The sequence below is a fragment of the Pseudomonas sp. S2_F03 genome (assembly GCF_054668335.1).
The window spans coordinates 5,953,159-5,979,184 of sequence record NZ_CP162759.1; the positions used below are offsets into that span (position 1 = coordinate 5,953,159).

Sequence of the window (26,026 nt, forward strand, 5' to 3'; positions counted from 1 at the left end):
CTATCTGCCTCGTTGGCTGGTTCAATTGCGCCATGATAGCGCCAAATGCACTGGGAGAGTGCCGATGGGCGTATTGTGGTGCATTCGCAAGCTCGTTTGATTGTCCGCTGATCTCTGCTATCTATTGAGGCTGCAGAATGACTGCTTGGCTATTTGCGGAACTATCCGCGAGAATATTTCTCTATGATGGCATCGGTTAGCCAGTGCGGGGCATTGTAAGGTGCGCGCCGCCTGATTAGACTGCGCCGAAACTCGTACACACAGCCCTTTCAAGGACTTATATGATCAAGAAATGCTTGTTCCCAGCAGCCGGTTACGGTACTCGCTTCCTGCCAGCGACTAAAGCCATGCCTAAAGAAATGCTGCCGGTGGTAAACAAGCCACTGATCCAGTACGGCGTCGAAGAAGCTCTGGATGCCGGCTTGACCGAAATCTCCATCGTCACCGGTCGCGGCAAGCGTGCCCTGGAAGACCACTTCGACATCAGCTACGAGCTGGAAAACCAGATCAAGGGCACCGACAAAGAGAAATACCTGGTCGGTATCCGTCGTCTGCTGGATGAGTGCTCCTTCTCCTACACTCGCCAGACCGAAATGAAAGGCCTGGGCCATGCCATCCTGACCGGTCGTCCGCTGATCGGCGACGAACCGTTCGCCGTGGTACTGGCGGATGACTTGTGCGTCAACCTCGAAGGTGACGGCGTGCTCAAGCAGATGGTCAAGCTGTACAAGCAGTATCGCTGCACCATCGTCGCGATCATGGAAGTAGATCCGCAGGAAACCAGCAAATACGGTGTGATTGCCGGCGACCTGATTGGTGACGACCTGTACCGTGTACGCAACATGGTCGAGAAGCCAAAACCTGAAGATGCACCCTCGAACCTGGCGATCATCGGCCGTTACATCATGACGCCGGACATTTTCAGCCTGATCGAACAGACCGAGCCGGGCAAGGGTGGCGAGATCCAGATCACTGACGCCCTGATGAAGCAAGCGCAGGACGGTTGCGTCATTGCCTACAAGTTCAAAGGCAAGCGTTTCGATTGCGGTGGCGCTGAAGGCTACATTGACGCGACCAACTTCTGCTTCGAGAACTTCTACAAGACCGGCAAGGCTTACTGATAGCGCCTGACCCGCTTGTATTGAAAAGCCACCTTCGGGTGGCTTTTTCATTTTCTGGCCCCATATCGTTTGCAGTGCTTGCCCGGTGGGCGTCTGCGGGTATGCTGGTGGACTGCCGAGGAGATTGAAAATGGCCTACGATTTTGATTTGTATGTGATTGGCGCGGGTTCCGGCGGTGTGCGGGCTGCGCGGTTTGCCGCCGGATATGGCGCGAAAGTGGCGGTGGCCGAGAGCCGCTACCTGGGCGGCACCTGTGTGAACGTCGGCTGCGTGCCGAAGAAGTTGCTGGTCTACGGTGCGCACTTCGCCGAGGACTTCGAGCAATCGTCCGGTTTCGGCTGGACACCGGGTGAGGCTCAGTTCGATTGGGCCACGCTGATCGCCAACAAGGACCGTGAGATCAATCGCCTGAATGGCATTTACCGCAATTTGCTGGTCAACAGCGGCGTGACGTTACATGAAGGTCACGCCAAAATCGTCGACCCGAACACGGTCGAGATCAATGGCGAGCGCCACACCGCTAAAAATATCCTGATTGCTACCGGCGGCTGGCCGCAGATCCCGGAAATTCCGGGGCACGAGCATGCAATCAGTTCCAATCAGGCCTTCTTTCTCAAGGCGCTGCCGAAACGCGTTCTGGTCGTGGGCGGTGGCTATATTGCTGTTGAGTTCGCGGGTATTTTCCATGGCTTGGGCGCCAGTACCACGTTGCTGTATCGCGGTGAGCTGTTCCTGCGCGGCTTCGACGGTGCGGTACGCAAGCATTTGCAGGAAGAGCTGACCAAGCGCGGCATGGACCTGCAGTTCAATTCCGACATCGAGCGTATCGACAAGCAGCCTGATGGCAGCCTGAAGGTGACGCTCAAGGATGGCCGCGAGCTGGAAGCCGATTGTGTGTTCTACGCGACCGGCCGGCGCCCGATGCTCGACAACCTTGGTCTGGAAAACACGGGCGTCAAGCTCGACAAGAAAGGCTTTGTCGAAGTTGATGATCAGTATCAGACAGCCGAGCCGTCGATCCTGGCGCTGGGTGATGTGATTGGTCGTGTTCAACTGACGCCGGTTGCATTGGCCGAAGGCATGGCCGTGGCGCGACGTTTGTTCAAGCCCGAGCAATATCGCCCAGTGGATTACAAAATGATCCCGACGGCCGTGTTCAGTCTGCCGAACATTGGCACCGTTGGCTTGAGCGAGGAAGATGCTCTCGAAGCCGGCCACGAGGTGGTGATCTTCGAAAGCCGCTTCCGCCCGATGAAGTTGACCCTGACGGAATGCCAGGAGCGCACGCTGATGAAACTGGTGGTCGACGCCAAAACCGACAAGGTTCTGGGCTGCCACATGGTCGGCCCGGATGCCGGTGAGATCGTTCAGGGTTTGGCAATTGCATTGAAAGCGGGAGCGACCAAGCGCGATTTCGATGAAACCATCGGCGTGCACCCGACGGCCGCCGAAGAGTTCGTCACCATGCGTACGCCTGTCGCCGGTTAATCGTCCTTGGTTGCGTCTGGCGCTGTCGCAACGACGGCCGCCAGGCGCAGGCTTTCATCCAGGCTCGCCTGAGTCTTGAGCAACTCGATTTCCAGCGCTTTATTCGCCTGCAACTGCTCGTCGACACTCTGCTTCAACGCCTGGCTTTCCAGCAGGGCGACGCGCAAGCGTTCCTGGAGGAGGGTGCGCTCACTGTCGATACGATTGACCTGCTCCAATAATTGGTCTTGCCGCGTGTTGGTTTGCTTGAGTTGATCCTGCAACAGGTTCAGCTCTCTCTGGGTGCCACGGTTTTCAGTGAATAGCCGCTCGTTGTCACGGTGCAGTTGAGTGATTTCGTCCTGGCGCACCATTGCGCTCTGTTGCGACTGACGCAGTTCCATCTGAATCTGCTGCACCTGGCTTTCATGGCGGCTTTGTTCCTGTTCGCGCTGTTCCTTGACGGCGTTGCGATAGTGCTCCAATGCCTCGCGCGCGTGCAGGTGCTTCTCTTCCAGCGAGCGGATTTGTTCGTCCTTGTCCTGCAGGCGCAATTCGAAGCCGGCCAGTGCCTGATTCAGCCCGGCGTTGCGGGTTTGTTCGGTTTGCAGCATCGAGCGGGTTTCTTGCAGCGATTCCGATTCCTGTGTCAGGGCCAGGCTTTGCATCTCATATTGCTGATGCAATTCGGCGTTGGTTTCCCGGGCCTCTGTAAGCTGGCTTTCCAGTGTTTTTCGCTGCTGATCAAACTGCTCGCGAGCCTGATCGATGGGTTCCTGAGCCTTCTCCTTGAGGCGTTGTGCCAAGCGCGAAACCAGGCCTGCCAGCTCATCATCGATAGGCTCTGGCGCAGGCTCGGCGCGTTCGCGACCGTCATCCAGTTCTTTCAGGTAGCGGTGAATGGTGGTTTTCGAGCCGGTGTTGCCCATTTCGATTCGTACTGCATCGATGCTTGGGTTTTCGCCGCGGGCGAGGATCGCCAAACGTGCTGCTTGCACCACTGCTTTATTTACACCGCCACGAGCCATGAGTTCTCCTACGATTTCGTACTGTGGTACATGCCACTAAAGTACGCAGTGTACCATCTGAAAAATAAAGATAAATGATGTCAGTTTGTCATGCGGGATATACTGGTATTACCCCGTGTGATCAGCCGCGCCGCGCGTTTAGACCCGCCAAAGCGGTACGTTTAGAGAATTGAGCCGATGACCGAGCTGGATCGATACCTACAAGCCGCTACGCGCGACAACACCCGTCGCAGCTACCGGGCAGCCATCGAGCATTTCGAGGTCAGTTGGGGCGGTTTTTTGCCGGCTACCAGCGACAGCGTTGCGCGCTACCTCGTGGCGCATGCGGGCGTGTTGTCCATCAATACGTTGAAGCTGCGTTTGTCGGCGCTGGCGCAGTGGCACAACAGCCAGGGGTTTCCCGACCCGACCAAGTCGCCGGTGGTGCAAAAAGTGTTCAAGGGCATCCGTGCGTTGCACCCGGCTCAAGAGAAACAGGCCGAGCCCCTGCAGCTTCAGCATCTGGAGCAGGTGGTGGCCTGGCTTGAGCTGGAGGCACAAACCGCCAAATCTCAAGGTGACCAACCGACTCTGCTCAGGGCGCGGCGCGACATGGCGCTGATCCTGTTGGGCTTCTGGCGTGGTTTCCGTAGCGATGAGTTGTGCCGCGTACAGATTGAGCACGTGCATGCCAGCGCCGGCTCGGGCATCACCGTCTATTTGCCGCGCAGCAAAAGCGATCGCGAAAACCTTGGGAAAACCTATCAGACGCCTGCCTTGCAGCGCTTGTGTCCAGTGCAGGCGTATATCGCCTGGATCAACGAGGCGGCATTGGTTCGCGGGCCGGTGTTTCGCGGCATTGACCGCTGGGGTCACTTGAGCGAGGAGGGGTTGCATGCCAACAGCGTCATCCCGTTACTGCGTCAGGCGCTGGAACGTGCCGGTATTCCCGCCGAGCACTACACCAGTCACTCCTTGCGGCGCGGGTTTGCCAGTTGGGCGCATCAGAGCGGTTGGGACTTGAAGTCGTTGATGAGTTACGTGGGCTGGAAGGATATGAAGTCCGCCATGCGCTATGTTGAAGCTAGCCCGTTTCTCGGAATGGCTCGGGTCACTGAAAAACCAGTGGCGCTGTAGATCACGTTTTCTTCTATTAATACCGTCGGCTAATAGCGAAAACAAATCAGCAGCATCAGGTTTGCCAATGAGCCATCCGGGGATCGGTTGGGTAGGATTCACCCCATCAACTTCTCAACCAAACTTTTCAACCCTGACGGAGAGTCATCGATGCCTATCATCAACAGCCAAGTTAAACCGTTCAAAGCTGACGCATTCAAAAACGGCGACTTCGTAAAAGTCTCGGACGCTGACCTGAAAGGCAAGTGGTCGGTCGTTTTCTTCTACCCGGCTGACTTCACCTTCGTTTGCCCGACCGAGCTGGAAGACCTGGCTGATAACTACGACGCGTTCCAGAAGCTGGGCGTCGAGATCTACAGCGTTTCCACCGACACCCATTTTGCCCACGCTGCCTGGCACAACACTTCGCCAGCCATCGGCAAAATCCAGTACACCATGATCGGCGACCCGACTCACGCCATCTCCCGCAACTTTGACGTGCTGATCGAAGAAGCCGGTCTGGCTGACCGTGGCACCTTCGTGATCAACCCTGAAGGCCAGATCAAAATCGTTGAACTGAACGATGGCGGTGTTGGCCGTGACGCTTCCGAGCTGCTGCGCAAAATCAAGGCTGCCCAGTACGTCGCTGCTCACCCAGGCCAGGTTTGCCCAGCCAAGTGGAAAGAAGGCGAGGCCACTCTGGCACCGTCCCTGGACCTGGTCGGCAAGATCTAAGTCTGTGAGCGCTTCATCAGGGCGGTACGCCGCACCTACTCAGTAAGCTGCACCGCCCAATAAAAACGCCCGGGCGAGATTCGCTCGGGCGTTTTTTTATGTCTGCTTTTTATGAAACACCAGAAAGGAAATCGCCCGTATGTTGGACGCCAATCTTAAAGCCCAGTTGAAATCGTACCTGGAACGGGTCACCCAGCCGATCGAGATCGTTGCCTCCCTCGACGACGGTGCGAAATCCCAGGAAATGCTCGAACTGTTGAAAGACGTTGCCAGTCTTTCCACCCAGATTACTTTGCTCGATAACGGTGATGATGCACGCAAGCCATCGTTCTCGATCAATCGCCCAGGAGCTGATATTAGCCTGCGTTTTGCCGGCCTCCCGATGGGCCACGAATTCACGTCATTGGTGTTGGCGCTGTTGCAAGTCGGCGGCCACCCTTCGAAAGCCAGTGTTGAAGTAATCGAACAGATCCGCTCGCTAAAAGGCGAATTCTGCTTCGAGACTTACTTCTCGCTGTCCTGCCAGAACTGCCCGGACGTCGTTCAGGCGCTGAACCTGATGGCCGTGCTGAACCCGAACATCCGCCACGTCGCCATCGACGGCGCACTGTTCCAGGCTGAAGTCGATGACCGTCAGATCATGGCGGTGCCCAGTGTGTACCTGAACGGCGTGAACTTCGGCCAGGGCCGCATGGGCCTGGAAGAAATCCTCGCCAAACTCGACACCAGCGGTATCGAGCGTCAAGCCGAGAAGATCAGCGCCAAAGAAGCCTTTGATGTGCTGGTGGTCGGCGGTGGGCCAGCCGGTGCTTCGGCCGCGATCTATGCGGCGCGTAAAGGTATTCGCACTGGCGTCGCGGCAGAACGGTTTGGTGGGCAGGTGCTCGACACCATGGCCATCGAGAACTTCATTTCCGTGCAGGAAACCGAGGGGCCGAAATTGGCCAGCGCCCTCGAAGAACACGTCAAGCAATACGACGTCGATATCATGAACCTGCAGCGGGCCACGGCACTGATCCCGGCGAAGAATCCCGGCGAGTTGCATGAGGTTCGTTTCGAAAGCGGAGCCACGCTGAAAACCAAGGCGCTGATCCTTGCCACCGGCGCCCGCTGGCGTGAAATGGGTGTGCCGGGCGAGCAGCAATACAAGGCCAAAGGCGTATGTTTCTGTCCGCACTGCGACGGTCCGCTGTTCAAAGGCAAGCGCGTCGCGGTGATCGGCGGCGGTAACTCAGGCGTTGAGGCGGCTATCGATCTGGCCGGTATCGTCAGCCACGTTACGCTGCTGGAATTCGACAGCAAGTTGCGCGCTGATGCGGTGTTGCAACGCAAGTTGTTCAGCCTGCCTAACGTCACCGTTATCACCAGCGCCCTGACCAGCGAAGTAAAAGGTGATGGCCAGAAGGTTACGGGGCTGGTCTACAAGGATCGCGATTCAGGCGAGTTCAACACGGTCAACCTCGAAGGCATCTTCGTGCAGATCGGTTTGCTGCCTAACACCGATTGGCTCAAGGGCACCATCGAGTTGTCGCCTCGTGGCGAGATCATTGTGGATGCGCGTGGTGAAACCTCGATGCCGGGCGTATTTGCCGCCGGTGACGTGACCACCGTGCCGTACAAGCAGATCGTGATCGCCGTGGGCGAGGGCGCCAAGGCTTCCCTGAGCGCATTCGATCACTTGATCCGCACTTCCGCTCCGGCGTAAACGCCGATACTGAAAACACAAAACCCCATGAGATATCATGGGGTTTTTTTGTGCCTTGCGCAGATCAAATGTGGGAGCGGGCTTGCTCGCGAAGGCGGTGTGTCAGCCAACATCACTGCTAAATGACACACCGCTTTCGCGAGCAAGCCCGCTCCCACAGGGGATATTTGGTGCGGATTACAGCGGTGCTGGCTGGATGATCTCGACCCAGTAAGCATCCGGGTCCTTGATAAAGGCCAGGCTTTTCATGCGTCCGTCATTCAGGCGCTTCTGGAAATCGCAGCCCAGTGCTTCGAAGCGCTCGCAGGCAGCACGAATGTCCGGCACGGAAATGCAGATATGACCGAAACCACGCGGGTCGGTGTTGCCGTTGTGGTAAGCGAAGTCAGGGTCGTTCTCGGTGCCGTGGTTGTGGGTCAGTTCGAGAATGCCGGGGATCGATTTCATCCACTCGGTGCGAGCAGCGGCGTCGGTCGGAACCTGGTTTTTGTCAACCAGGGCGAGGAAATACAGGCTGAACTCGGCTTCCGGGAAGTCGCGTTTTTCCACCAGTGTGAAACCGAGGATGCGGGTGTAGAAATCCAGGGATTTGGTGATGTCCTTGACCCGCAGCATGGTGTGGTTGAAGACGAACTTCTGGGTCGCGGTGTCAGGCTGGGCGGTGACGCCTGGGAAGGTGTTCAATTCGTGCAGGCTCATGGGCCCTCCGGAAAAATAAGTGGGGCTAACGAATGGCAACAATGATACGCAACGCCTCAGACATCACCAAACCCAAACAGTCTGCTATTGCCTGACAAGCGGCCGAGGCTCAGACTTTGCGGCTCAATCCGTGAGTGTTTATTGCAATGGTTCGATTCTATAAGCCGATGTTTGCCCTGTTGGGCATCTTGTCTGCGGTTGCCAGCGCACAGGCAGAGGCGCCCCAAGTGACGTGGCCAAGTGGCTGGGTGGTCGAGCCCCTTGCGCAAGAGGGTGCCAGCGCTGCTGTTTCCCGTCAGCGTGCGGTCAAAAACGATGAAGGTGGCACGCCAGTGATGGTCATGGAGTTGACCATGACTCAGGTTGAAAGCGGTCATCAGGTGAATGTGCAAGGCGTGCTGCTGGAGATGCGCAAGGCGGTGCAGAAGGACTTCTTTCAAAGCGGCTATCAAAGTGTCTGCAACAAAATTCATCCCGCGACGTTGAGCCGTCTGTCGGCGCTGGAAACTACATGCACCATCACCCAAAACGGGCGACATGTGCTGTCGCAAACATTGGTGGGTGCGGTGGACGACGATAAAGCCTATGTACTTTCGTTTGCGGGGCAGGCCGAGGCTTATAAGGCAAGTCAGGAAGAAATTGAGGGGGTACGAAACAGCTTGAAACTTTAGTGCCGGGATTTTACGTGGAAGCGGATTTTGGCTTGAACCGAAATTTTTAGATACCCAAAGGCATTAAGCGCAAAGTTAATCGGTAAGTTGCGAGTTGAGCCCTACTAATCGTTGCATTTAGAGGGTATCCATGAAAAAGCCCTGCATTGGCAGGGCTTTTTTATAACCGCTAGCTGTTAGCCGCGCAGCCAGGAATCAACGGTGGCGGCACCGTATTGTTCCTTCCAGGCCTTCAGGCCTCGGTGGTTGCCACCCTTGGTTTCAATCAGTTCGCCGGTGTGCGGGTTCTGATAGACCTTGACCACGCGAGCGCGGCGGGTTTTAGGTGTTTTTGCTTGTTGCAGACCGGATTTTGCCGGGTTCGGATCGAGAATGGCGATGATGTCACGCAGGCCTTTGCCGTAGGTTTTCATCAGCCCCTGGAGCTTTTCTTCGAATTCGATTTCTTTCTTGAGCCCGGCATCATTCTTCAGCGATTCCAGCTGCTTGAGCTGTTCCTGAAGGGCCTTTTCAGCTGCACGAAATTCAGCGAGTCTGGACAATATCTTTACTCCAATAGTGTGTTTGGCTGATACCAACCGCAAACAAAGCTATAAGCCAAGAGCCTTGAAGCGACTCGGTGATAGTGGCTCACCTGCCAATCTTGCACAGGCATGAAAAATTGTAGTAGTTAATTGGCCAAGAGTAAATCCTGACTTTTTCTTCATGTAACAACAGTAGTCTTTTGATTCAAATTGGTGCGCGGTGTCGATGTCTCGTCGCTTTAGAGGCGTTAGTTAATGGTGGGTTAATGCGTTAATGAACTCGGCACCGGGCATCGGTTGGCCGAACAGATAACCTTGCAGGAAGTTCACACCGTGAGCGGTCAGATAGTCACTTTGTTCTTCCGTTTCCACACCTTCGGCAACAATTCCCAGGTCGAGCTTGACCGAGAGTTCGATGATGGTGTCCAGAATGTGTCGTGAGAGGGCGTCGATGCCGATCATCGCAACGAAACTCTGGTCGATTTTCAGGAAGTCCACGTTGAACTGACGCAGATAACCCAGGCTCGAGTGCCCGGTACCGAAGTCGTCTATCGCGATCATCACACCCAGTGCATGAAGCTGTTCGAACAGCTCAAGCGTAATGTCACTCGGCTTGATCAGTTCGCGCTCGGTCAGTTCCAGCACCAGGTGGATGGAACCGGGTGCGAAGGCGCTTAGAAACGCACGGCAGTCCTTGACCAGTTCCAGGTCGTTGCAGTGGCTGGCGGTGATATTGATGCCGATGTGAAAGGGCTCGGCAAACGTAGAAGAAACAGGCCCCAGCAACTGTGCGGTCTGGCGCATGAGCGAGCGGGTCATGGGCACGATCAACCGGGAGTCTTCGGCGAAAGGGATGAACAGGTCGGGCCGCACCAGGCCTTCCTTGGGATGTTTCCAGCGCATTAATACTTCGGTGCCGGACCACTTCCGGGTATCGCCATGCACCACAGGCTGAAAGTAGGGGACAAACTCTTCGGCTGCGAGGGCGCGCTGCATTTCATGAATGGGTGACCATGAACGCCTTTGCAGGACGTGGCCGATGGCACCCGACGCCACGCCAAAAAAATCAGCAGGCTGAACAGCGGCGGGTATTCGCTGGCCATGTAACGCCAGTTTTCCCCCTCGGGGAAACCGGCTACGACCGAAAAGGCATAGCGCGAGGACGTGAGTTCACTTTCGGCCAAGGGCAAGACGGGCAGGGCGTCTTCGTGGACTTTGCCGTCGACGGACAACCAGTTCGGGCCCACTTGCAGCAACAATATTGTCTTGCGACCAATCAGGCGCAGCACGTTAGTCAAGTGGTAACCGTCCAGCGTCGTCAGCGCTCCCTGTTTCCCCTCGTTCAGGCGATACACCAGCAACGCCGTATCGGGGGTGACAGGGTTGCCATTCATAAGCCACAACTTGCCTTGTACATAGTCCTTGGCGTCGACCTTTTGCTGAGAGTCGCCGAACAACGAACTGCAATAGAGGTTGTCCTCCCACACCAGGCTGGCCGAGCGCACAAACGGACGGCGCGTGACCTGTTCACGCAAGGCCAGTTTGACGTCGTTGCAGTCTTGCCCGGCCAACGGCAGCAACTCGCTCGCGGATTGCGCCGTGTTGTCCAGCATCAGTTCGAACTGGCGCAGGGCTTCGTCGGCGGTCACCCGGGTGCTTTGCTGAAGAGCACGTCCAGCCTGCATATAGAGAATGGCAAAGCCCAATAACACCGGGAGCAATCCACATAGCAGGCTCACCATGATGCGGATGCGCAACGGGCGACGACTTTTGGCGCTCAATGGCATTCGCGAAACCTCTCACGAAGAATCAGGGCTCTCAAATGCTGGCAGGACGACAACACGCCTCCCAAAAAGAGTGCAGGTAGAGGCCATGATAGTTGGCCCTTGACGCTTGTGCTGCTCAACGGGCGTTCAGGCGCGTGGCCAGTTTGATAAACGCCAGCGTGGCGGGTGAAGACTGGCGCTGATCAAGCACCGCCAGCCCGACATGGCGCATGACGGGGGGCGACAGCGGTTTCTTCACATAGCGACAGTTGTTGTCTTCAGGTAGCGAGCCTTCAGCGACGACGGTCAGTGCATCGCCACGACTGACCGTGTCCAGCGTACTGATCAATTGTGAGCAGCGGTAACGGATGTTCGGTGTCAGCCGGGCGGCGTTGAACATCCGTGACACCAGTTCCGACGACCCGGCTTCCGTCAGTACGAACGGGTCGTGGCACAAGTCACTCAGGCTTAAAGCGTCATGACTTGCCAACGCATGATTGGCGGGAAGCAGAGCAACCATCTGGTCCTCGATCAGTACAAAGGTGTCAAAACGCTCCTGCGGCAACACCACAAAACCGATATCGACGCGTCGCTCCTCAAGCCATTGCAACACTTGGCGGTCTGGGCCTTCGTCTATGTGGACTTCGATGCCCGGGTGAGCCGCGCGGTAATGCTGCAGGATCAACGGCAGCAGCTTGATCGACGAGGTCGGGCCAAACGAGCCGATGCGCAACGTGCCGCGTTTCATCCCGCGCGCATCCGCGGCTTCCTGGCGCAAGGTATTGGCCAAGCCGAGCATTGCCCTGGCGCGCAGCAAAAGCTGTTGGCCGATGTCGCTCAACTCCACCTGGGACTGATGACGCCGCATCAGTTCGACGCCCAACTCTTGTTCCAGCGACTTCAGTGCATGAGAAACCGCCGATTGGGAGATACCCAGGCGATTGGCGGCCGCCGTAAAGCCGCGCAGTTCAGCAACCAGCGAAAAGATTTCAAGTTGACTGAGTGTCATGAGTGTTTACTCATTTTACGATGATCGATCATTAGTCTGATGATACGGCATCTACTTCAGTCCGGTTTTGTTCTCTCATGACGACCTTTGTGCAAACAGCGCCATCCCAAAGCGCGGTTTATTGGAAACTTGCTGCCGTCACCATGATCTGGGGTGGGACATTCGTTGCGGGGCGTTTCCTGGCCGACAGCCTCAACCCGTTGTTCGCCGCCAGCCTTCGGTTCTTGCTGGCCAGCGCAGCATTGTTGCTGTTTCTGCTGCTGGCCCGAATTCCTTTATCCCGGCCGAGCTCACGGCAATGGCTGCAACTGGCGCTGCTGGGGTTCTTCGGGATCTTCTTCTACAACCTGTGCTTCTTTTACGGGTTGCATTACATCAATGCCTCGCGCGCCTCATTAATCGTCGCGCTGAACCCGGCTGTGATCGGCCTGGCTTCGTGGTTGCTGTTCAAGGAGCGATTGGGTCGGGCGAAAGTCGCCGGCATCGTCATCTGTATTGGCGGCGCCAGTGTGGTGATTGTCAGCCGCAATCCGCAGTGGCTGGCCGGTCATGCCGATGCCTGGATCGGTGACCTGTTGATTTTCGGCTGCGTGCTCGGCTGGGGTATTTACTCGCTGTTTTCCAAAGGCCTCAATCAGTCCTTGGGGCCGGTGCAGACCGTGACCTATTCGATCCTGCTGGGGACAGTGATGCTGTGGGTGACGAGTGCTGCGAGTGGCCAATTGAGTCTCGGCGCGCTCCAGAGCCTCGGCCCGCAACAATGGCTGAGCCTGATGTACCTCGGCGTATTGGGCTCGGCGCTGGCCTACATCGGGTATTACGACGGCATCCGTCAGATTGGCGCGACGCGCGCTGGCGTGTTCATTGCCTTGAACCCGCTGACCGCTGTCATCCTTGGAGCGCTGCTGCTGGGCGAGCCGTTGACGTGGGCGATGTGCCTGGGAGGAGGGCTGATCCTGTTGGGGATTTTCCTCTGCAACAAACCCCTTGCACGAGTAGGGAAAAAGGGGATTTGATACAGAAGGCGGACAAACCGATTTACGCTGTGTAGAATCGGTTTACGCATACAATAATAAACGTCTTCTGGCAGCAGAAGCCTTGCCCGCCAGAGCCTTGGGTCGACAATGAAGAGTTTCGGGTTTCAATTGATCTACGGTGACTTCCTCGCCCGCAGCGTGCGGGGCATCTCCTGTGCGCCACCCGCTGGTCTCAGCATTGCTAGCAACTAACATTTGTTAATTCTAAAAGCATGATGAGGCGCCAAAATGGCAGATTTATACGAAAACCCAATGGGCCTGATGGGCTTTGAGTTCATCGAATTCGCATCGCCGACCCCAAACACCCTGGAGCCGATCTTCCAGATCATGGGCTTCACCAAGGTCGCGACCCACCGCTCCAAAGACGTGCACCTGTATCGTCAGGGCGCAATCAACCTGATCCTCAACAACGAACCCAACAGCGTCGCTTCGTACTTCGCGGCCGAACACGGCCCGTCGGTGTGCGGCATGGCGTTCCGCGTCAAGGATTCGCAAAAGGCCTACAAGCGTGCGCTGGAACTCGGCGCCCAGCCGATCCACATCGAAACCGGCCCGATGGAACTGCACCTGCCGGCGATCAAAGGTATTGGCGGTGCACCGCTGTACCTGATCGACCGTTTTGGTGAAGGCAGCTCGATCTATGACATCGACTTCGTGTTCATCGAAGGCGTGGACCGTAACCCGGTCGGCGCCGGCCTGAAAATCATCGACCACCTGACTCACAACGTGTATCGCGGTCGCATGGCGTACTGGGCGAACTTCTACGAGAAGCTGTTTAACTTCCGTGAAATTCGCTACTTCGACATCAAGGGCGAATACACCGGCCTGACTTCCAAGGCCATGACCGCGCCGGACGGCATGATCCGCATCCCGCTGAACGAAGAATCGTCCAAGGGCGCCGGGCAGATCGAAGAATTCCTGATGCAGTTCAACGGTGAAGGCATCCAGCACGTGGCCTTCCTCAGCGAGGACCTGATCAAGACGTGGGACCACCTGAAAAGCATCGGCATGCGCTTCATGACCGCGCCGCCGGAAACCTACTACGAAATGCTCGAAGGCCGTTTGCCGAACCACGGCGAACCCGTCAACGAACTGCAAGCGCGGGGTATTTTGCTGGATGGTTCGTCGGAGTCGGGCGACAAGCGACTGCTGCTGCAGATCTTCTCGGAAACCCTGATGGGCCCGGTGTTCTTCGAATTCATCCAGCGTAAAGGCGACGATGGTTTCGGCGAAGGCAACTTCAAGGCATTGTTTGAATCGATCGAGCGTGACCAGGTTCGTCGTGGCGTGCTGTCCACCGACTAAACCGCAGTAGATGTAAAAAAGCCCGATCAATTGATCGGGCTTTTTCATTTCAGTTACATCGGTTTGCGGCGCTGTCGCATCAGATGCTTGAACCCTTCAAACACCAGCACCACGACCGCCATCCAGATCGGAATGTACGTCAGCCATTCTCCAGGCTTGATGCTTTCTCCGAGTAACAGCGCCACGCCCAGCAACAGCACCGGCTCGACATAACTCAACAGCCCGAAAAGACTGAACGGCAACAAGCGGCTGGCGATGATGTAAACCACCAATGCTGAAGCGCTGATCACCCCGAGAATCGGGATCAACAGTGACAGCCACGGATGTTGATCGAACACACCAAAGCCCTGTTCGCCACTCTGCACGAACCAGAAAGCCACCGGCAGCGTCAGCGCCATGTCCAGCCATAACCCGCCCAGGTTGTCCGTTGCCAGGCGTTTACGCACGACAAAATAGGTCGGATAGCCGATACACACCAGCAACGTCGCCCAGGAAAAGCCACCGACTTGATACACCTCGTTCGCCACCCCTAGGCAGGCAAAAAACACGGCGATTTTTTGTAGGTAGGAGAGGCGTTCACCGTAGGCTATCCGCCCGGTCAGCACCATGGTCAGCGGCAGCAGGAAATAACCCAGCGATACGTCAAGGCTGTAGCCGTTGAGCGGCGCCCACATAAACAGCCAGAGTTGCACCGCGAGCAGGGCCGAGGAGGCGATCAGGCCGGCAGCCAGTTTCGGATTCGCTTTGACGCGCCGAGCAATCCCGACCACATGCTTCCATTCACCGGACACCACCATGAATACGGTCATGCACGGCACGGTCAGCAGCATCCGCCAGCCAAAAATTTCCACGCCACTCAGGGGCGTGAGCAACGAGGTGTAGTAATACATGACGGCAAACAGCACCGAGGCTGTGACCGATAAAGCGATACCTTTAGACAAACTGCCCTCGCGAGGTTGAACGTGAAACGGGGCGCAGAGGATACGTGGTTTTCAATCTAAACACTGATCTACCGATCAACACCTATCAACCGTAGGAGCATGGCTTGCCCGCGATGCAGGCAACACGGTGCGTCAGTTAGACCGCGTCGATGCCATCGCGGGCAAGCCATGCTCCTACAGTGGATTGTGTTTCGTCAGGTATTGCGCGGTTTACGGCCCGACACGAAGTGGCTCACATCATTGAACCCCGGTGTCGACGAATGCCCAGGCACCACCAGCGAATCAATAAACGCCTCATCCTCAGCCGTAATCTTCACCGCTTGCGCTTTGGTGTAGGCGTCCCATTGTTCTTCAGTACGGGGCCCAACGATGGCCGACGTCACCGCACTGTTGTTCAACACCCAGGCGATCGCAAATTCGACAATCCCCACGCCACGTTCCTGGGTGTACTGCTGAATCTGCTGGGCAATGCGCAACGACTCAACCCGCCACTCAGTTTCCAGGATGCGTTTGTCCGCACGCCCGGCGCGGCTGTTGGCGTCTGGTTTGACGTCTGGCGCGTATTTGCCGCTGAGCACCCCCCGCGCCAACGGGCTGTAAGGCACCACCCCCAGCCCGTAGTTTTGCGCGGCGGTCATCTGCTCGGTTTCCACCTGGCGGTTGACGATGTTGTACAACGGCTGGCTGATCACCGGCCGGTCGACGCCCAGTTGATCGGCCACACGGATCACCTCGGCAATGCGCCAGCCACGGTAGTTGGACAAACCCCAATGACGAACCTTGCCCTGGCGAATCAGATCGCCCATCGCTGACACCGTCACTTCCAGCGGCGTGTTGTGGTCTTCGCGGTGCAGGTAATAGATGTCGAGATAGTCGGTGCCCAAACGCGTCAGGCTGGCATCGATGCCATTGAACAGGTGCTTGCGGCTCAAGCCGCTGCGGTTCTGCACACCGTCCACCGGGCCGAAGCCGACCTTGGTCGCCAGCACCCATTCATGCCGATTGCCGGCAATCGCTTCGCCGACGATTTCTTCCGAACGTCCGCCCGTGTAAACGTCCGCAGTGTCGATGAAATTGATGCCCTGGTCCCAGGCCTTGTCGATGATCCGCAGGGAATCTTCGGTGCTGGTCTGTTCGCCGAACATCATCGTGCCCAGGGTCAGGGTAGAGACCTGCAAACCCGAATGACCCAGCGTGCGATAGCTCATGAGGAAATCCTTTTACCGGTGGGAGAAAGGCCTCAATCAAATACCAGAACCGTCGTCGGGAGCAATCGGAATATCAGCTCAATGGAGAACCCTGTGGGAGCGAGCTTGCTCGCGATGGCGGTTGATCATTCAGCATGGATGTCGACTGACCCGGCCTCATCGCGAGCAAGCTCGCTCCCACAGGGAATTGGCGGCAATAAACAGACATGTTTAAACGGTCGGGAGGGATGGGGCTGGAGGCTACATAGCCTTGCGCCGTTACCTACGACTGCGCCAGAATCCGCCGGCTTGTGCGCCTTGGGCCTGGGCTCTATCGTTTGCTCGTCGCTGAAAAACAGCGATCGGGTTTGGTAGCCCGGGATTTACGTAAGGTTCGCAGCATCACTATTTCGTGGCGTTTTTCGTCTCGACTTTATGGTGGTCATGCACAGGGCGTCTTCGGGCGCGCCGGTCTCCTTGCGTCCCGGTCTACCAACCTGCGTATGGCCACCACCTCTTCGTTTGGTAGCGAAAGTGATGGCTCCTTATTCGACGCAAGGAGTTTCATCTATGTTCAAGATCACACCCAACCCACCAGAAACCGACACCGACGACGTTTCCCCCTACGATTCCACCGACTCCAAAAAGCTCAACACCGCCGCCGACCGAGCCCTCGATTACTACCTCAAACCGGTCATCCCCAAAGACACCCCACGCAAACCCAGCACGATCTACTTCGTAGGCTCCAACACCGATCACGAAACCCTGCTGGTCAATGCCTGCGAGACGTTGGCGTCAGCGAGTGTCATGTTGAGTGATTTCGCCGGGCAATTGAACGGAACACAGCGCCACACCCTGCTGGGCATTCAAAACTCGGTCATGCTGGGCGAACTGGCGGTGAACCAGATGCTCGACAACGTCGACCCCCATGTCTAACACCGATTAGTTAAGCCACTACGCGATCTGTAGCAGCTGGCGCAGCCTGCGTTCGGCTGCGCAGCAGTCGTAAAACCGGAACATGTGGTCTTCCTGAAACACCGCATCGTCTGATTTCACGACTGCTTCGCAGCCGAACGCAGGCTGCGCCAGCTGCTACAAATTGCGTTACTGCAAATTCATCGGCATTAGCCGAAAGGGCCGTTTTTTTCGATGTAGAACAGGCTTACACCCGCAACGTGCGCGTCATGCGCAGCGCCAGCAAGCTGCCACACACAATCACACCCGCCAGCAGATAAAGCGCCGCATCCGTCGAACCGGTGCTGTCCTTGACCCAACCCACGAGGTACGGACTGAGGAAACCGGCCATTTGCCCCATCGAGTTGATCAACGCCAAGCCACCCGCCGCCGCGCCCGCGCTCAACAGCGCCGTCGGCACCGGCCAGAACATCGGCAGGCCGGTGAGGGCGCCCATGGTGGCGATGGTCAGGCCGAGAATCGCAATGGCCGGCGTCGTCGCAAAGTTCACCGCGATCAGCAGGCCGACTGCGCCCATCAGCATCGGCACCACCAAGTGCCAGCGGCGTTCTTTGCGCAAATCCGCCGAGCGACCGACCATCAGCATGAAAACGGCGGCCAACAGGTACGGAATCGCGCTCAGCCAGCCAATCACCATGTTGTCGCTGAAGCCCAGGTTCTTGATGATCGACGGCAGCCAGAAGTTGATCGCGTAGACACCGCTCTGAATGCAGAAGTAAATCAAGCCGAACGCCCAGATCGCCGGGTTCTTGAACACCGCCGACAACGAATCGGTGGTGGTTTTCGGTTTGTTGGCCAGGTCTTCAGCGTGATCCGCTTCCAGCACCGAGCGCTCAAACGGGGTCAGCCATTTGGCGTTGGCGTAGCTGTCGCTCAACAGGAAATAGGCGAGGGCGCCGAGGATGATGGTCGGAATGCCTTGCAGCAGAAACATCCACTGCCAGCCGGCCAAGCCGCCCTGGCCTGCACCAAAGTGATTGAGGATCCAGCCAGAGAACGGGCTGCCGAGCAGGCCGGACACCGGGATCGCCGACATGAACAGCGCCATGATGCGGCCACGGCGGAAGGTCGGGAACCACTGCGAGAGGTAAAGCACCACGCCCGGGAAGAACCCGGCTTCGGCCGCGCCGGTGAACAGGCGCAAGGTGTAGAACTCGGTCGGGGTGGTGACGAACAGCAGGCACGTCGAGAGCGTGCCCCAGACGATCATCATCAACGCGATCCAGCGCCGTGGGCCAAACTTGGTCAGGGCCAGGTTGCTTGGCACGCCGCACAGCACGTAGCCGATAAAGAAAATACCGGCACCGAGGCCGTACACGGTTTCGCTGAATTTCAGCGCGTCGAGCATCTGCAGTTTGGCAAATCCAACGTTCACCCGGTCGAGGTAGTTGAACAGGTAGCAGATGAAAATGAAGGGGATCAAACGCAAGGTAATGCGTTTGTAGACGGCGTTTTTTTCGTCAACGATGGCCTGGGTAGCGGCGGCGCTCTGTGACATGGCGGCTCTCTCTTTATTATGATTTTTTGCGATGCAAGGGTAACGTTGATCGCCCAGTGAGTCTCGGTCACGCCCCGGGTTGTTGTCTTTGTGCCTGAGCACAGGGTTTGCGACCAAGGCCTGTGCGGGTGAACAACCCGTCCCACCCCGTTTTCAAGGATCCCCGTTATGTTCGAACTCGATCACGACCTGGCCCAGGACATCGTCGACCGGGCAATGGCCATCCTGCCGTACAACGTCAACGTCATGGACAGCCAGGGATTGATTCTTGGCAGCGGCGAACCCGAACGCATCAACACCCGCCACGAAGGCGCGCAACTGGTGCTGGCCAATGGTCGAGTGGTGGAAATCGACGCGCAGACCGCGATTCATCTCAAGGGCGTGCAGCCGGGCATCAACCTGCCGCTGTTGCTCGATGGGCGCTTGATTGGTGTGCTCGGCATTACCGGCGAACCCGAGGCGCTGCGCACCTATGCCGAACTGGTGCGAATGACCGCGGAAATGCTCGTGGGCCAGCGCAATCAGCAGGCCGAGCAGCAATGGCGGCGTCAGCGTTGCGATGATCTGCTGGCATTGTTGCTGAGCGAGGCGGGGGACTCACCTCGGTTGCTGGATGAAGCACAGCAATTGGGGCTCAAACCGCAAATGACCCGGGTGCCTTACCTGTTTGAGTTGGGTATGGAGCACGGCCCGGCGCAAACCGTTGAAGCGCTGAGTGCCTGGCTGAGCACGCGTTACCCGGACAGTTGGTGCGTCAGTTCAGCCAAGTCGTCGTTGCTGTGGTGCCGACCGGCCGCGCAAACCATTGAGAATGATCGGTTGCTGGAAAAGCTCGATGGCCTGGGCTGGAACATTCTGCGCATCGCCGTGGGCGGGCAGGCCGATGGCTTGTCGGGGTTGCGGCGCTGCTACCGGCGGGTCGGCGACTTGCTGGCGTATGGGCGAGATGTATTGCCGCGATCACGTTTGCTGACGCTGACGCGTTATCGATTGCCGGTGATGCTCTGGCGCCATCGTAACGACGACGCACTGGATGAGTTGCTCAAGCCGTTGCGCAAAGTCATCGCCAAGGACAGCAACGGCCAGTTGCTGGCGACGTTGCGCAGTTGGTGTGATCACGATGGCCAAAGCCAGGCCTGTGCCGATGCACTGGGCATTCATCGCAACAGCTTGCGCTATCGAATGGAGCGAATCGCCGAGTTGAGCGGCGTTGATCCGCTCAAGCTGGACGGCATGCTTGCGCTCTATCTCGGCGTGCAGCTCCTGCCCCAAACCGACTGACCTAACACAAACCTTGTAGCAGCTGCCGAGCCTGCGAGGCTGCGTTCGGCTGTGCAGCAGTCGTAAAACCGGTAAGCATGATTTACCTGACACACCGCAGCGCATGATTTCACGACGGCTTCGCCGCCGAACGCAGCCTCGCAGGCTCGGCAGCTGCTACGGTGACTGTGTGGGTTTTGTGGAAATGAACAATAAACGCCATGGCCACTTGTGCAACGGACTGGCGTTATTGTTTCTGCCGACTGGCAGCATGGAGCGCATTGGAACTGGAGAACTCGCATGAAAATCGTCATCGCCCCCGATTCGTTCAAGGACAGCCTCAGTGCCCAAGGTGTGGCCGACGCCATTGCGCTGGGGCTGGCAGAGGTCTGGCCAGACGCGCAATTGATCAAGTGCCCGATGGCTGACGGCGGGGAGGGGACGGTCGAGTCGATTCTGGCCGCGTGCGAAGGCGAATTGCGCCGCACGAATGTACGGGGGCCGCTCGGGGCGATGGTCGACGCCGCATGGGGTTGGCTGCCGAAGAACCACACCGCAATCATCGAAATGGCTGAAGCCAGCGGCCTGCAACTGGTCCCGCCAGGCCAGCGTGACGCGTGCACCAGCAGCACGTTCGGCACCGGTGAATTGATTCGTGCGGCGCTCGATGCCGGGGCGCAACGGGTGATTCTGGCGATTGGCGGCAGTGCCACCAACGACGGCGGCGCCGGGGCGATGCAGGCGCTGGGTGTGAAGTTGCTGGATGCGCAGGGGCAGCCCCTGGCGCCGGGCGGCTTGGCGTTGACGCAACTGGATCGCATTGATCTGAGCGACATGGATTCGCGTCTGAGCGGGGTGCGCTTCGACATTGCCGCTGACGTCAACAACCCCTTGTGTGGCCCTCACGGCGCATCAGCGATTTTCGGCCCGCAAAAAGGTGCATCGCCCGAGCAGGTGCAGCAACTGGACAGCGCGCTTGGGCACTTCGCCGATCTGTGCGCCGATGTGCTGGGTCACGACGTCAAGGATGAACCCGGCAGCGGCGCGGCAGGTGGCTTGGGGTTTGCTGCCAAGGCCTTCCTCGGTGCGCAATTTAAAGCCGGGGTGGAAGTGGTCGCCGAGTTGGTCGGGTTGGCCGAGGCCGTTAAAGGTGCCGATCTGGTGATGACCGGCGAAGGACGCTTCGATGCCCAGACCTTGCGTGGCAAGACGCCGTTTGGCGTGGCGCGCGTTGCCCGGGAGCAGGGCGTGCCGGTGATCGTGATCGCAGGCACCTTGGGTGAGGGGTATCAGGCGTTGTACGAACATGGCATCGATGCCGCGTTTGCCTTGGCGAGCGGGCCGATGACGCTGGAACAGGCGTGCGCCGAGGCACCTCGGTTGTTGCAGGATCGAGCCAGTGACATCGCCCGGGTCTGGCGGATCGCCAAAGCCTGACGCAACGCTCGTAGCCGCTGTCGAGCCTGCGAGGCTGCGTCCGACTGCGCAGCAGTCGCAGGATCTAAACAGCGCGACCGCTTCGCCGCCGCAACGCTCGTAGCAGCTGTCGAGCCTGCGAGGCTGCGTCCGACTGCGCAGCAGTCGCAGGATTTGAACAGCGCGACCGCTTCGCCGCCGCAACGCTCGTAGCAGCTGTCGAGCCTGCGAGGCTGCGTCCGAACTGCGCAGCCGTCGCAGGATTTGAACAGCGCGACCGCTTCGCAGTCGAACGCAGCCTCCGGCAGCTGCTACAGGTGATTGTGTTTCACCGTTGAAACATTCGCCCCCGAAATATATTTCTCCAATCCCCGCAAAAATCCTCATCTTCAGCCGATACCCACAATAGACGCTCACACACCAGATTCGACAGTGGCGCCAAGCTGACAAGGTGCGCGCCAACGCCCGCCAGTCAGCGATCACGGCATGGACGCTCGTAGCCTCAATCTTCCGAGAATCATCCTATGTCACTGCGTAATCTGAACATCGCGCCTCGAGCTTTCCTGGGTTTCTCCTTTATTGCCTTGCTCGTCATCGTGCTGGGCGTGTTTGCCGTCAACCGCATGTCGATCATCCGCCAGGCTTCCATTGATATGGAAAGCACGCAGCTGCCCAGCGTCGGTTTCCTGGGCAACATGACCGAGAACGTCCTGCGACTGCGCATCCTTTCTTTCCGTGTGCTGACCAACCGCGAACCGGCCGCGTTGCAGGAAGCGCAAACACGCATCGGTGTGCTCATCGACAAATTGCACAGTGCCCAAGCCAGTTACGCAGCGTTGCCTGCCCCGCCGGAAGAAGCGGCGTTGTACAAGACATTCATGACAACACTGGACGGCTACCTGCAAGCGCAAAACCAGATGATGGAGCTGTCGCGCCAGAACCAGCTCGACGAGATGCGTACCCTGATCAATACGCGGATCAAGGACGGAACCGACCAGATGGGCGAGCAGTTGAACAAACTGGTGGCCCTCAACAACGGCTACGCCAAGGCGGCGGGTGTCGAGGCGGGCGAACATTACAGCAGCGCCATTACGGGGATCGTCGCCGTCTCGGTCATGGCAGCAGTATTGACGGTGTTGCTGGCCTGGTTGCTGACCCGCAGCATCGTTACCCCGCTGAACCGCGCCGTGCAGGCGGCCGAAACCATCGCCGGTGGCAACCTGACCAAAGTTATCGACATTGACGGCAACGACGAACCGGCGCGGTTGCTCGGTGCCTTGGCCACGATGCAGGCCAACCTGCGCAAAACCATCGAACAGATTGCCGGTTCGGCCACGCAATTGGGTGCCGCTGCCGAAGAACTGAGCACCGTGACGCAAGAAGCTTCGCGCGGACTGCAACAGCAAAACAACGAAATCGAACAAGCCGCCACGGCCGTCAACGAAATGACCGCCGCCGTGGAAGAAGTGGCGCGCAACGCCGTGTCCACGTCCGAAGCGTCAAGCCAGTCGACCCAGGCAGCCCGCGAAGGGCGCGACCGGGTGGTGGAAACCGTCGACGCGATCCAGACCATGACCCATGACGTGCAAAACACTTCGCTGATGATCGAAGGCCTGGCCGCGCAGGGCCGTGACATCGGCAAAGTGCTGGACGTGATCCGCGCCATCGCCGAACAAACCAACCTGCTGGCGCTCAATGCCGCCATCGAAGCTGCCCGTGCCGGTGAAGCCGGACGGGGTTTTGCCGTGGTCGCGGACGAAGTGCGGGCGCTGGCTCATCGCACCGCGCAGTCGACTCAGGAGATCGAAAAAATGGTCGCCGGCATTCAGAACGGCACCGGCGAAGCTGTCTCGTCGATGCAGCAAAGCAACCAGCGCACCCAAAGCACTCTGGAAATGGCCCGCGCCGCCGGCATCGCACTGGAGCAGATCACTCAGTCGATCCATTTGATCAACGAACGCAATCTGGTGATCGCCAGCGCTTCGGAAGAGCAGGCGCAGGTGTCCCGTGAAGTCGACCGCAACCTGGTGAACATCCGTGACCTGGCCACTCAGTCTGCCGCCGGCGCCAACCAGACCAGCGCCGCTACCCACGAGCTGTCGCGTCTGGCGGTGGACTTGAATGCCATGGTGGCGCGTTTCGTGATTTGAGATAGGGTGAGGGCTGGGAGTTCGCGCGCGACAGGAGAACCACATGCGCTATTCAGCCTTGACCCAACGAATCGCCGGCGACGGAGCCGCCGCCTGGCAGATTCATGACCGAGCGCTGGAAATGCGCGAGCAGGGCGTCGATGTCCTGCTGTTGTCGATTGGCGATCCAGACTTTGACACGCCACAACCCATTGTCCAGGCCGCCATCGACAGTTTGCAGGCCGGCGACACCCATTACCCGGAGGTGCGCGGCAGTCGAGGGCTGCGTAACAGCATCGCGCGCCGCCATTGCCAGCGCAGCGGCCAAGCGGTGGATGGCGACCATGTGATCGTGTTCCGGGAGCGCAATGCGCGGTGTATTCGGTCGCGCAATGCCTGCTCGATCCGGGCGACGAAGTGATTGTTGCCGAACCGATGTACGTGACCTACGAAGGCGTGTTCGGTGCCTGCGCCGCGACAGTCGTGCCGGTGCCGGTTCGACCGGAAAACGGCTTTCGCGTCGACCCGGCGGATGTCGCGGCACGGATCAGCCCGAAGACCCGAGCCATCCTGCTCAACAGTCCCAACAATCCGAGCGGTGCCAGTTTGCCGCTCCCTACGTGGCAAGCGCTCGCGGCGTTATGCGTGCGCCATGACCTGTGGCTGATCAGCGATGAGGTCTACAGCGATCTGTTGTTCGAGGGCGAACACACCAGCCCGGCGAGTTTGCCCGGCATGGCCGAACGCACCGCGACCATCAACAGCCTGTCCAAATCCCACGCCATGAGTGGCCGGCGGGTCGGTTGGGCGATTGGCCCCAAACCCATGGCCGAGCACCTTGTGAACCTGTCGTTGAGCATGCTGTTCGGGATTCCGGACTTCATCCAGAACGCGGCGCAAGTGGCGCTTGATGAAGACTTGCCGGAAGTAGCGCTGATGCGCGAAGAATATCGTCAGCGTCGCGATCTGGTGTGCACGCGGTTGAGCAGTTGCCCGGGGATTCGCCCGATCAGACCCGATGGCGGGATGTTCGTCATGGTCGATGTGCGTCCCACCGGGTTGTCTGCCCAGCGGTTCGCCGAACGGCTGCTAGTGGGTTATGGCGTGTCGGTTCTGGCCGGCGAAGCATTCGGTCCGAGCGCGGCGGGGCATATCCGGATCGGATTGGTGGTGGACCAAGTGAAGCTGGCGGACGCGTGTGAACGGATCGCGTTGTGTGCGGCGGAGCTTCTGGAGACCTGGCGGGCCTGCCCGGCGAATCGACACCGCCCCGGCTCAGCCCCGCGACGTTAATTCCAAGCGGACCAAGCCAATGAACATCGCCGCAAAACGCCTTGGGCCATGGGGCGCAGCAGGTGCGTGTCGGGCCTTCTTGTTGGCGTTGTTCAAGGTCGCTCGTTCAGCGCTGAAACCGGTTTCTGAAAACCGCATACATCGGTAACGCGTCACGCCTTGCTTGCCGGGAGCCTGTCTTGTGGCGCGTAAAGTCCGACGAATGGTCGTAAAACCTGTCAGATCTGACAGTAGGCGAGGAGCCTAATACCGCGTCTAATTTCTCCAAGGCCACAGGTGCTTACACTTCGGAGAACGGCGGATGGGCTCTTCTAACAGCGGCGTAATGAACATTGGAATTTTTGCCGCACCGCTGATTGTTGAAGGTGCGGATGGCAACGGCACGCTCCCGCCTGAAGCCTCCATCGTCGGTGCAAACTTGCTGATTGCCATGTGGGACGCGCCTCCCAAATCCCCGGCAATGGTGATCTGCTGGAAATCTGGGTGCTTGAGCCCGGTGCTTCGACGGAGACGCTGTTCTACAGCAACCGGTTCCCCGTGCCAGTGACTATCCCGGCTTCTTTCCTGTTACCGGCGCAATACCTGCGACAAGACGGAGAAATCAGCCTGCGGTATCGGGTAACGGCAAGATACTGGCAACGCTGATACCTCACCTACCGTCAACAGTTCACTGTAAGGCGGGTGATCCCCGTCAATCTGGCTGAGCCGACATTCCCCAGTGCCACGTTGTGGGGGTACCTCAATTGCGCCTCGTCGCCAAAGCTCTGGGGAGTCGGTGACCGTGCGAGTTCCCGCACAGCGGGGGCGGTTCGTGCTGGACGATGAATGCACGCTGGATTGGGAAGGTTTCAGCAGCCTGAACGGCGTCGGTCCGATTCCGGGTACAGCGCTGCAACTCTCTATAAAATTGACCCAGGCCGAAGCCGATTCTGGCCAGGGGTTCGACTTCACGCTCGGCAGCGATACCTATCTGCAACATATAAAGCCGATGGGAAAAAACGCATCGGCGGTGGCCCGATGCACGCTTTATCGAAATGGCACAGCCCTGGGCCGGTCAGCGTCGGGTTTGGTAAAAATTGATCGCGTTATTCCTGGGCAAAGTGAACTTTGTGGTCCCACTGCACAGGGAGGGTTAGCTCAACAGTAAATGATGTTGAAGGTTGT

The 26,026-nt window shown here is 58.3% G+C and carries 21 protein-coding genes and 2 pseudogenes; 15 read left to right on the top strand and 8 right to left on the bottom strand.

From position 1 onward, the window contains the following. Window positions 1–281: 281 nt before the first annotated feature. Together galU and gorA are read left to right on the top strand one after the other, a co-directional pair. Window positions 282–1,121, top strand: a complete 840-nt coding sequence (gene galU / locus AB4N76_RS28050; RefSeq protein WP_046027377.1) for a UTP--glucose-1-phosphate uridylyltransferase GalU — start codon at window positions 282–284, stop codon at window positions 1,119–1,121. 130 nt (window positions 1,122–1,251) lie between these two features. Next, window positions 1,252–2,610: a glutathione-disulfide reductase gene (gene gorA / locus AB4N76_RS28055; RefSeq protein WP_046027376.1), complete on the top strand. Its 1,359-nt coding sequence runs from the start codon at window positions 1,252–1,254 to the stop codon at window positions 2,608–2,610. On the opposite strand, the gene AB4N76_RS28060 is transcribed toward gorA, so the two are convergent. Beyond that, a complete protein-coding gene (locus AB4N76_RS28060; RefSeq protein WP_046027375.1) occupies window positions 2,607–3,617 on the bottom strand; it encodes a DNA-binding protein in 1,011 nt (336 codons plus the stop codon). The genes gorA and AB4N76_RS28060 overlap by 4 nt on opposite strands. Before the next feature lie 177 nt (window positions 3,618–3,794). Between AB4N76_RS28060 and AB4N76_RS28065 the strand changes: the two genes are divergently transcribed. The 3 genes from AB4N76_RS28065 (at window position 3,795) to ahpF (ending at window position 7,152) form a co-directional block, all read left to right on the top strand. After that, complete coding sequence (locus AB4N76_RS28065) at window positions 3,795–4,733, top strand: site-specific integrase (RefSeq protein WP_046027374.1); 939 nt, start codon at window positions 3,795–3,797, stop codon at window positions 4,731–4,733. A gap of 150 nt (window positions 4,734–4,883) precedes the next feature. Next, window positions 4,884–5,447 carry an alkyl hydroperoxide reductase subunit C gene (gene ahpC, locus AB4N76_RS28070; protein ID WP_007975937.1) on the top strand — a complete coding sequence of 188 codons (564 nt, stop codon included), beginning with the start codon at window positions 4,884–4,886 and terminating at the stop codon, window positions 5,445–5,447. Window positions 5,448–5,586: 139 nt separating this feature from the next. After that, window positions 5,587–7,152 carry an alkyl hydroperoxide reductase subunit F gene (gene ahpF, locus AB4N76_RS28075; RefSeq protein ID WP_046027373.1) on the top strand — a complete coding sequence of 522 codons (1,566 nt, stop codon included), beginning with the start codon at window positions 5,587–5,589 and terminating at the stop codon, window positions 7,150–7,152. 177 nt (window positions 7,153–7,329) lie between these two features. On the opposite strand, the gene gloA is transcribed toward ahpF, so the two are convergent. Continuing rightward, entirely contained in the window at window positions 7,330–7,851 is a 522-nt protein-coding gene (gene gloA, locus AB4N76_RS28080) for a lactoylglutathione lyase (protein ID WP_046027372.1), read from the bottom strand. Window positions 7,852–7,997: 146 nt separating this feature from the next. On the opposite strand from gloA, the gene AB4N76_RS28085 reads away from it, so the two are divergent. Continuing rightward, complete coding sequence (locus tag AB4N76_RS28085; RefSeq protein WP_046027371.1) at window positions 7,998–8,522, top strand: DUF4946 domain-containing protein; 525 nt, start codon at window positions 7,998–8,000, stop codon at window positions 8,520–8,522. 176 nt (window positions 8,523–8,698) lie between these two features. Here the strand turns inward: AB4N76_RS28085 and AB4N76_RS28090 are convergent, their stop codons facing one another. The 3 genes and pseudogenes from AB4N76_RS28090 to AB4N76_RS28100 all read right to left on the bottom strand — a co-directional run bounded on the left by AB4N76_RS28090 (window position 8,699) and on the right by AB4N76_RS28100 (window position 11,821). Beyond that, on the bottom strand, window positions 8,699–9,064 hold the full coding sequence (locus tag AB4N76_RS28090) for a histone-like nucleoid-structuring protein, MvaT/MvaU family (protein WP_046027370.1): 366 nt from the start codon (window positions 9,062–9,064) through the stop codon (window positions 8,699–8,701). Window positions 9,065–9,298: 234 nt separating this feature from the next. Continuing rightward, a pseudogene (locus tag AB4N76_RS28095) lies at window positions 9,299–10,833 on the bottom strand (EAL domain-containing protein). 115 nt (window positions 10,834–10,948) lie between these two features. Further along, window positions 10,949–11,821, bottom strand: coding sequence for a LysR family transcriptional regulator (locus AB4N76_RS28100; RefSeq protein ID WP_460163830.1), 873 nt, complete (start codon window positions 11,819–11,821; stop codon window positions 10,949–10,951). Between the two features lie 77 nt (window positions 11,822–11,898). Here AB4N76_RS28100 and AB4N76_RS28105 point away from each other — a divergent pair, with 77 nt between their 5' ends. Both AB4N76_RS28105 and hppD read left to right on the top strand, forming a co-directional pair. Beyond that, window positions 11,899–12,837, top strand: coding sequence for a DMT family transporter (locus AB4N76_RS28105; RefSeq protein WP_046027367.1), 939 nt, complete (start codon window positions 11,899–11,901; stop codon window positions 12,835–12,837). Window positions 12,838–13,086: 249 nt separating this feature from the next. Then, on the top strand, window positions 13,087–14,163 hold the full coding sequence (gene hppD, locus AB4N76_RS28110; RefSeq protein WP_046027366.1) for a 4-hydroxyphenylpyruvate dioxygenase: 1,077 nt from the start codon (window positions 13,087–13,089) through the stop codon (window positions 14,161–14,163). 53 nt (window positions 14,164–14,216) lie between these two features. Here the strand turns inward: hppD and rarD are convergent, their stop codons facing one another. Continuing rightward, a complete protein-coding gene (gene rarD, locus AB4N76_RS28115; protein ID WP_046027365.1) occupies window positions 14,217–15,104 on the bottom strand; it encodes an EamA family transporter RarD in 888 nt (295 codons plus the stop codon). A 194-nt stretch (window positions 15,105–15,298) separates the two neighbouring features. After that, on the bottom strand, window positions 15,299–16,312 hold the full coding sequence (locus tag AB4N76_RS28120; RefSeq protein ID WP_460163831.1) for an aldo/keto reductase: 1,014 nt from the start codon (window positions 16,310–16,312) through the stop codon (window positions 15,299–15,301). 549 nt (window positions 16,313–16,861) lie between these two features. On the opposite strand from AB4N76_RS28120, the gene AB4N76_RS28125 reads away from it, so the two are divergent. After that, window positions 16,862–17,227 carry a DUF6124 family protein gene (locus tag AB4N76_RS28125; protein WP_223525285.1) on the top strand — a complete coding sequence of 122 codons (366 nt, stop codon included), beginning with the start codon at window positions 16,862–16,864 and terminating at the stop codon, window positions 17,225–17,227. A 226-nt stretch (window positions 17,228–17,453) separates the two neighbouring features. Here the strand turns inward: AB4N76_RS28125 and AB4N76_RS28130 are convergent, their stop codons facing one another. Beyond that, on the bottom strand, window positions 17,454–18,764 hold the full coding sequence (locus AB4N76_RS28130) for an MFS transporter (RefSeq protein ID WP_077430212.1): 1,311 nt from the start codon (window positions 18,762–18,764) through the stop codon (window positions 17,454–17,456). Window positions 18,765–18,932: 168 nt separating this feature from the next. Between AB4N76_RS28130 and AB4N76_RS28135 the strand changes: the two genes are divergently transcribed. The 6 genes and pseudogenes from AB4N76_RS28135 to AB4N76_RS28160 all read left to right on the top strand — a co-directional run bounded on the left by AB4N76_RS28135 (window position 18,933) and on the right by AB4N76_RS28160 (window position 26,009). Next, window positions 18,933–20,045: a sugar diacid recognition domain-containing protein gene (locus tag AB4N76_RS28135; RefSeq protein WP_046027361.1), complete on the top strand. Its 1,113-nt coding sequence runs from the start codon at window positions 18,933–18,935 to the stop codon at window positions 20,043–20,045. A 279-nt stretch (window positions 20,046–20,324) separates the two neighbouring features. Next, window positions 20,325–21,461: a glycerate kinase gene (locus tag AB4N76_RS28140; protein WP_460163832.1), complete on the top strand. Its 1,137-nt coding sequence runs from the start codon at window positions 20,325–20,327 to the stop codon at window positions 21,459–21,461. Window positions 21,462–21,964: 503 nt separating this feature from the next. Next, window positions 21,965–23,590, top strand: a complete 1,626-nt coding sequence (locus tag AB4N76_RS28145; protein ID WP_046027359.1) for a methyl-accepting chemotaxis protein — start codon at window positions 21,965–21,967, stop codon at window positions 23,588–23,590. Between the two features lie 43 nt (window positions 23,591–23,633). Then, window positions 23,634–24,862, top strand: a pseudogene (locus AB4N76_RS28150) (pyridoxal phosphate-dependent aminotransferase). 432 nt (window positions 24,863–25,294) lie between these two features. Continuing rightward, the gene (locus AB4N76_RS28155; RefSeq protein ID WP_460163833.1) at window positions 25,295–25,507 is read left to right on the top strand and encodes a hypothetical protein; all 213 of its coding nucleotides are present in this window, start codon (window positions 25,295–25,297) and stop codon (window positions 25,505–25,507) included. Between the two features lie 166 nt (window positions 25,508–25,673). Further along, window positions 25,674–26,009: a hypothetical protein gene (locus AB4N76_RS28160; protein ID WP_460163834.1), complete on the top strand. Its 336-nt coding sequence runs from the start codon at window positions 25,674–25,676 to the stop codon at window positions 26,007–26,009. Window positions 26,010–26,026 lie beyond the last annotated feature (17 nt).

Bases quoted from the DNA above. Each gene is read 5' to 3' on its own strand.
- galU (WP_046027377.1), top strand. From the start codon at position 282: ATGATCAAGAAATGCTTGTTCCCAGCAGCCGGTTACGGTACTCGCTTC.
- gorA (WP_046027376.1), top strand. From the start codon at position 1,252: ATGGCCTACGATTTTGATTTGTATGTGATTGGCGCGGGTTCCGGCGGT.
- AB4N76_RS28060 (WP_046027375.1), bottom strand. From the start codon at position 3,617: ATGGCTCGTGGCGGTGTAAATAAAGCAGTGGTGCAAGCAGCACGTTTG.
- AB4N76_RS28065 (WP_046027374.1), top strand. From the start codon at position 3,795: ATGACCGAGCTGGATCGATACCTACAAGCCGCTACGCGCGACAACACC.
- ahpC (WP_007975937.1), top strand. From the start codon at position 4,884: ATGCCTATCATCAACAGCCAAGTTAAACCGTTCAAAGCTGACGCATTC.
- ahpF (WP_046027373.1), top strand. From the start codon at position 5,587: ATGTTGGACGCCAATCTTAAAGCCCAGTTGAAATCGTACCTGGAACGG.
- gloA (WP_046027372.1), bottom strand. From the start codon at position 7,851: ATGAGCCTGCACGAATTGAACACCTTCCCAGGCGTCACCGCCCAGCCT.
- AB4N76_RS28085 (WP_046027371.1), top strand. From the start codon at position 7,998: ATGGTTCGATTCTATAAGCCGATGTTTGCCCTGTTGGGCATCTTGTCT.
- AB4N76_RS28100 (WP_460163830.1), bottom strand. From the start codon at position 11,821: ATGACACTCAGTCAACTTGAAATCTTTTCGCTGGTTGCTGAACTGCGC.
- AB4N76_RS28105 (WP_046027367.1), top strand. From the start codon at position 11,899: ATGACGACCTTTGTGCAAACAGCGCCATCCCAAAGCGCGGTTTATTGG.
- hppD (WP_046027366.1), top strand. From the start codon at position 13,087: ATGGCAGATTTATACGAAAACCCAATGGGCCTGATGGGCTTTGAGTTC.
- AB4N76_RS28120 (WP_460163831.1), bottom strand. From the start codon at position 16,312: ATGAGCTATCGCACGCTGGGTCATTCGGGTTTGCAGGTCTCTACCCTG.
- AB4N76_RS28125 (WP_223525285.1), top strand. From the start codon at position 16,862: ATGTTCAAGATCACACCCAACCCACCAGAAACCGACACCGACGACGTT.
- AB4N76_RS28130 (WP_077430212.1), bottom strand. From the start codon at position 18,764: ATGTCACAGAGCGCCGCCGCTACCCAGGCCATCGTTGACGAAAAAAAC.
- AB4N76_RS28135 (WP_046027361.1), top strand. From the start codon at position 18,933: ATGTTCGAACTCGATCACGACCTGGCCCAGGACATCGTCGACCGGGCA.
- AB4N76_RS28140 (WP_460163832.1), top strand. From the start codon at position 20,325: ATGAAAATCGTCATCGCCCCCGATTCGTTCAAGGACAGCCTCAGTGCC.
- AB4N76_RS28145 (WP_046027359.1), top strand. From the start codon at position 21,965: ATGTCACTGCGTAATCTGAACATCGCGCCTCGAGCTTTCCTGGGTTTC.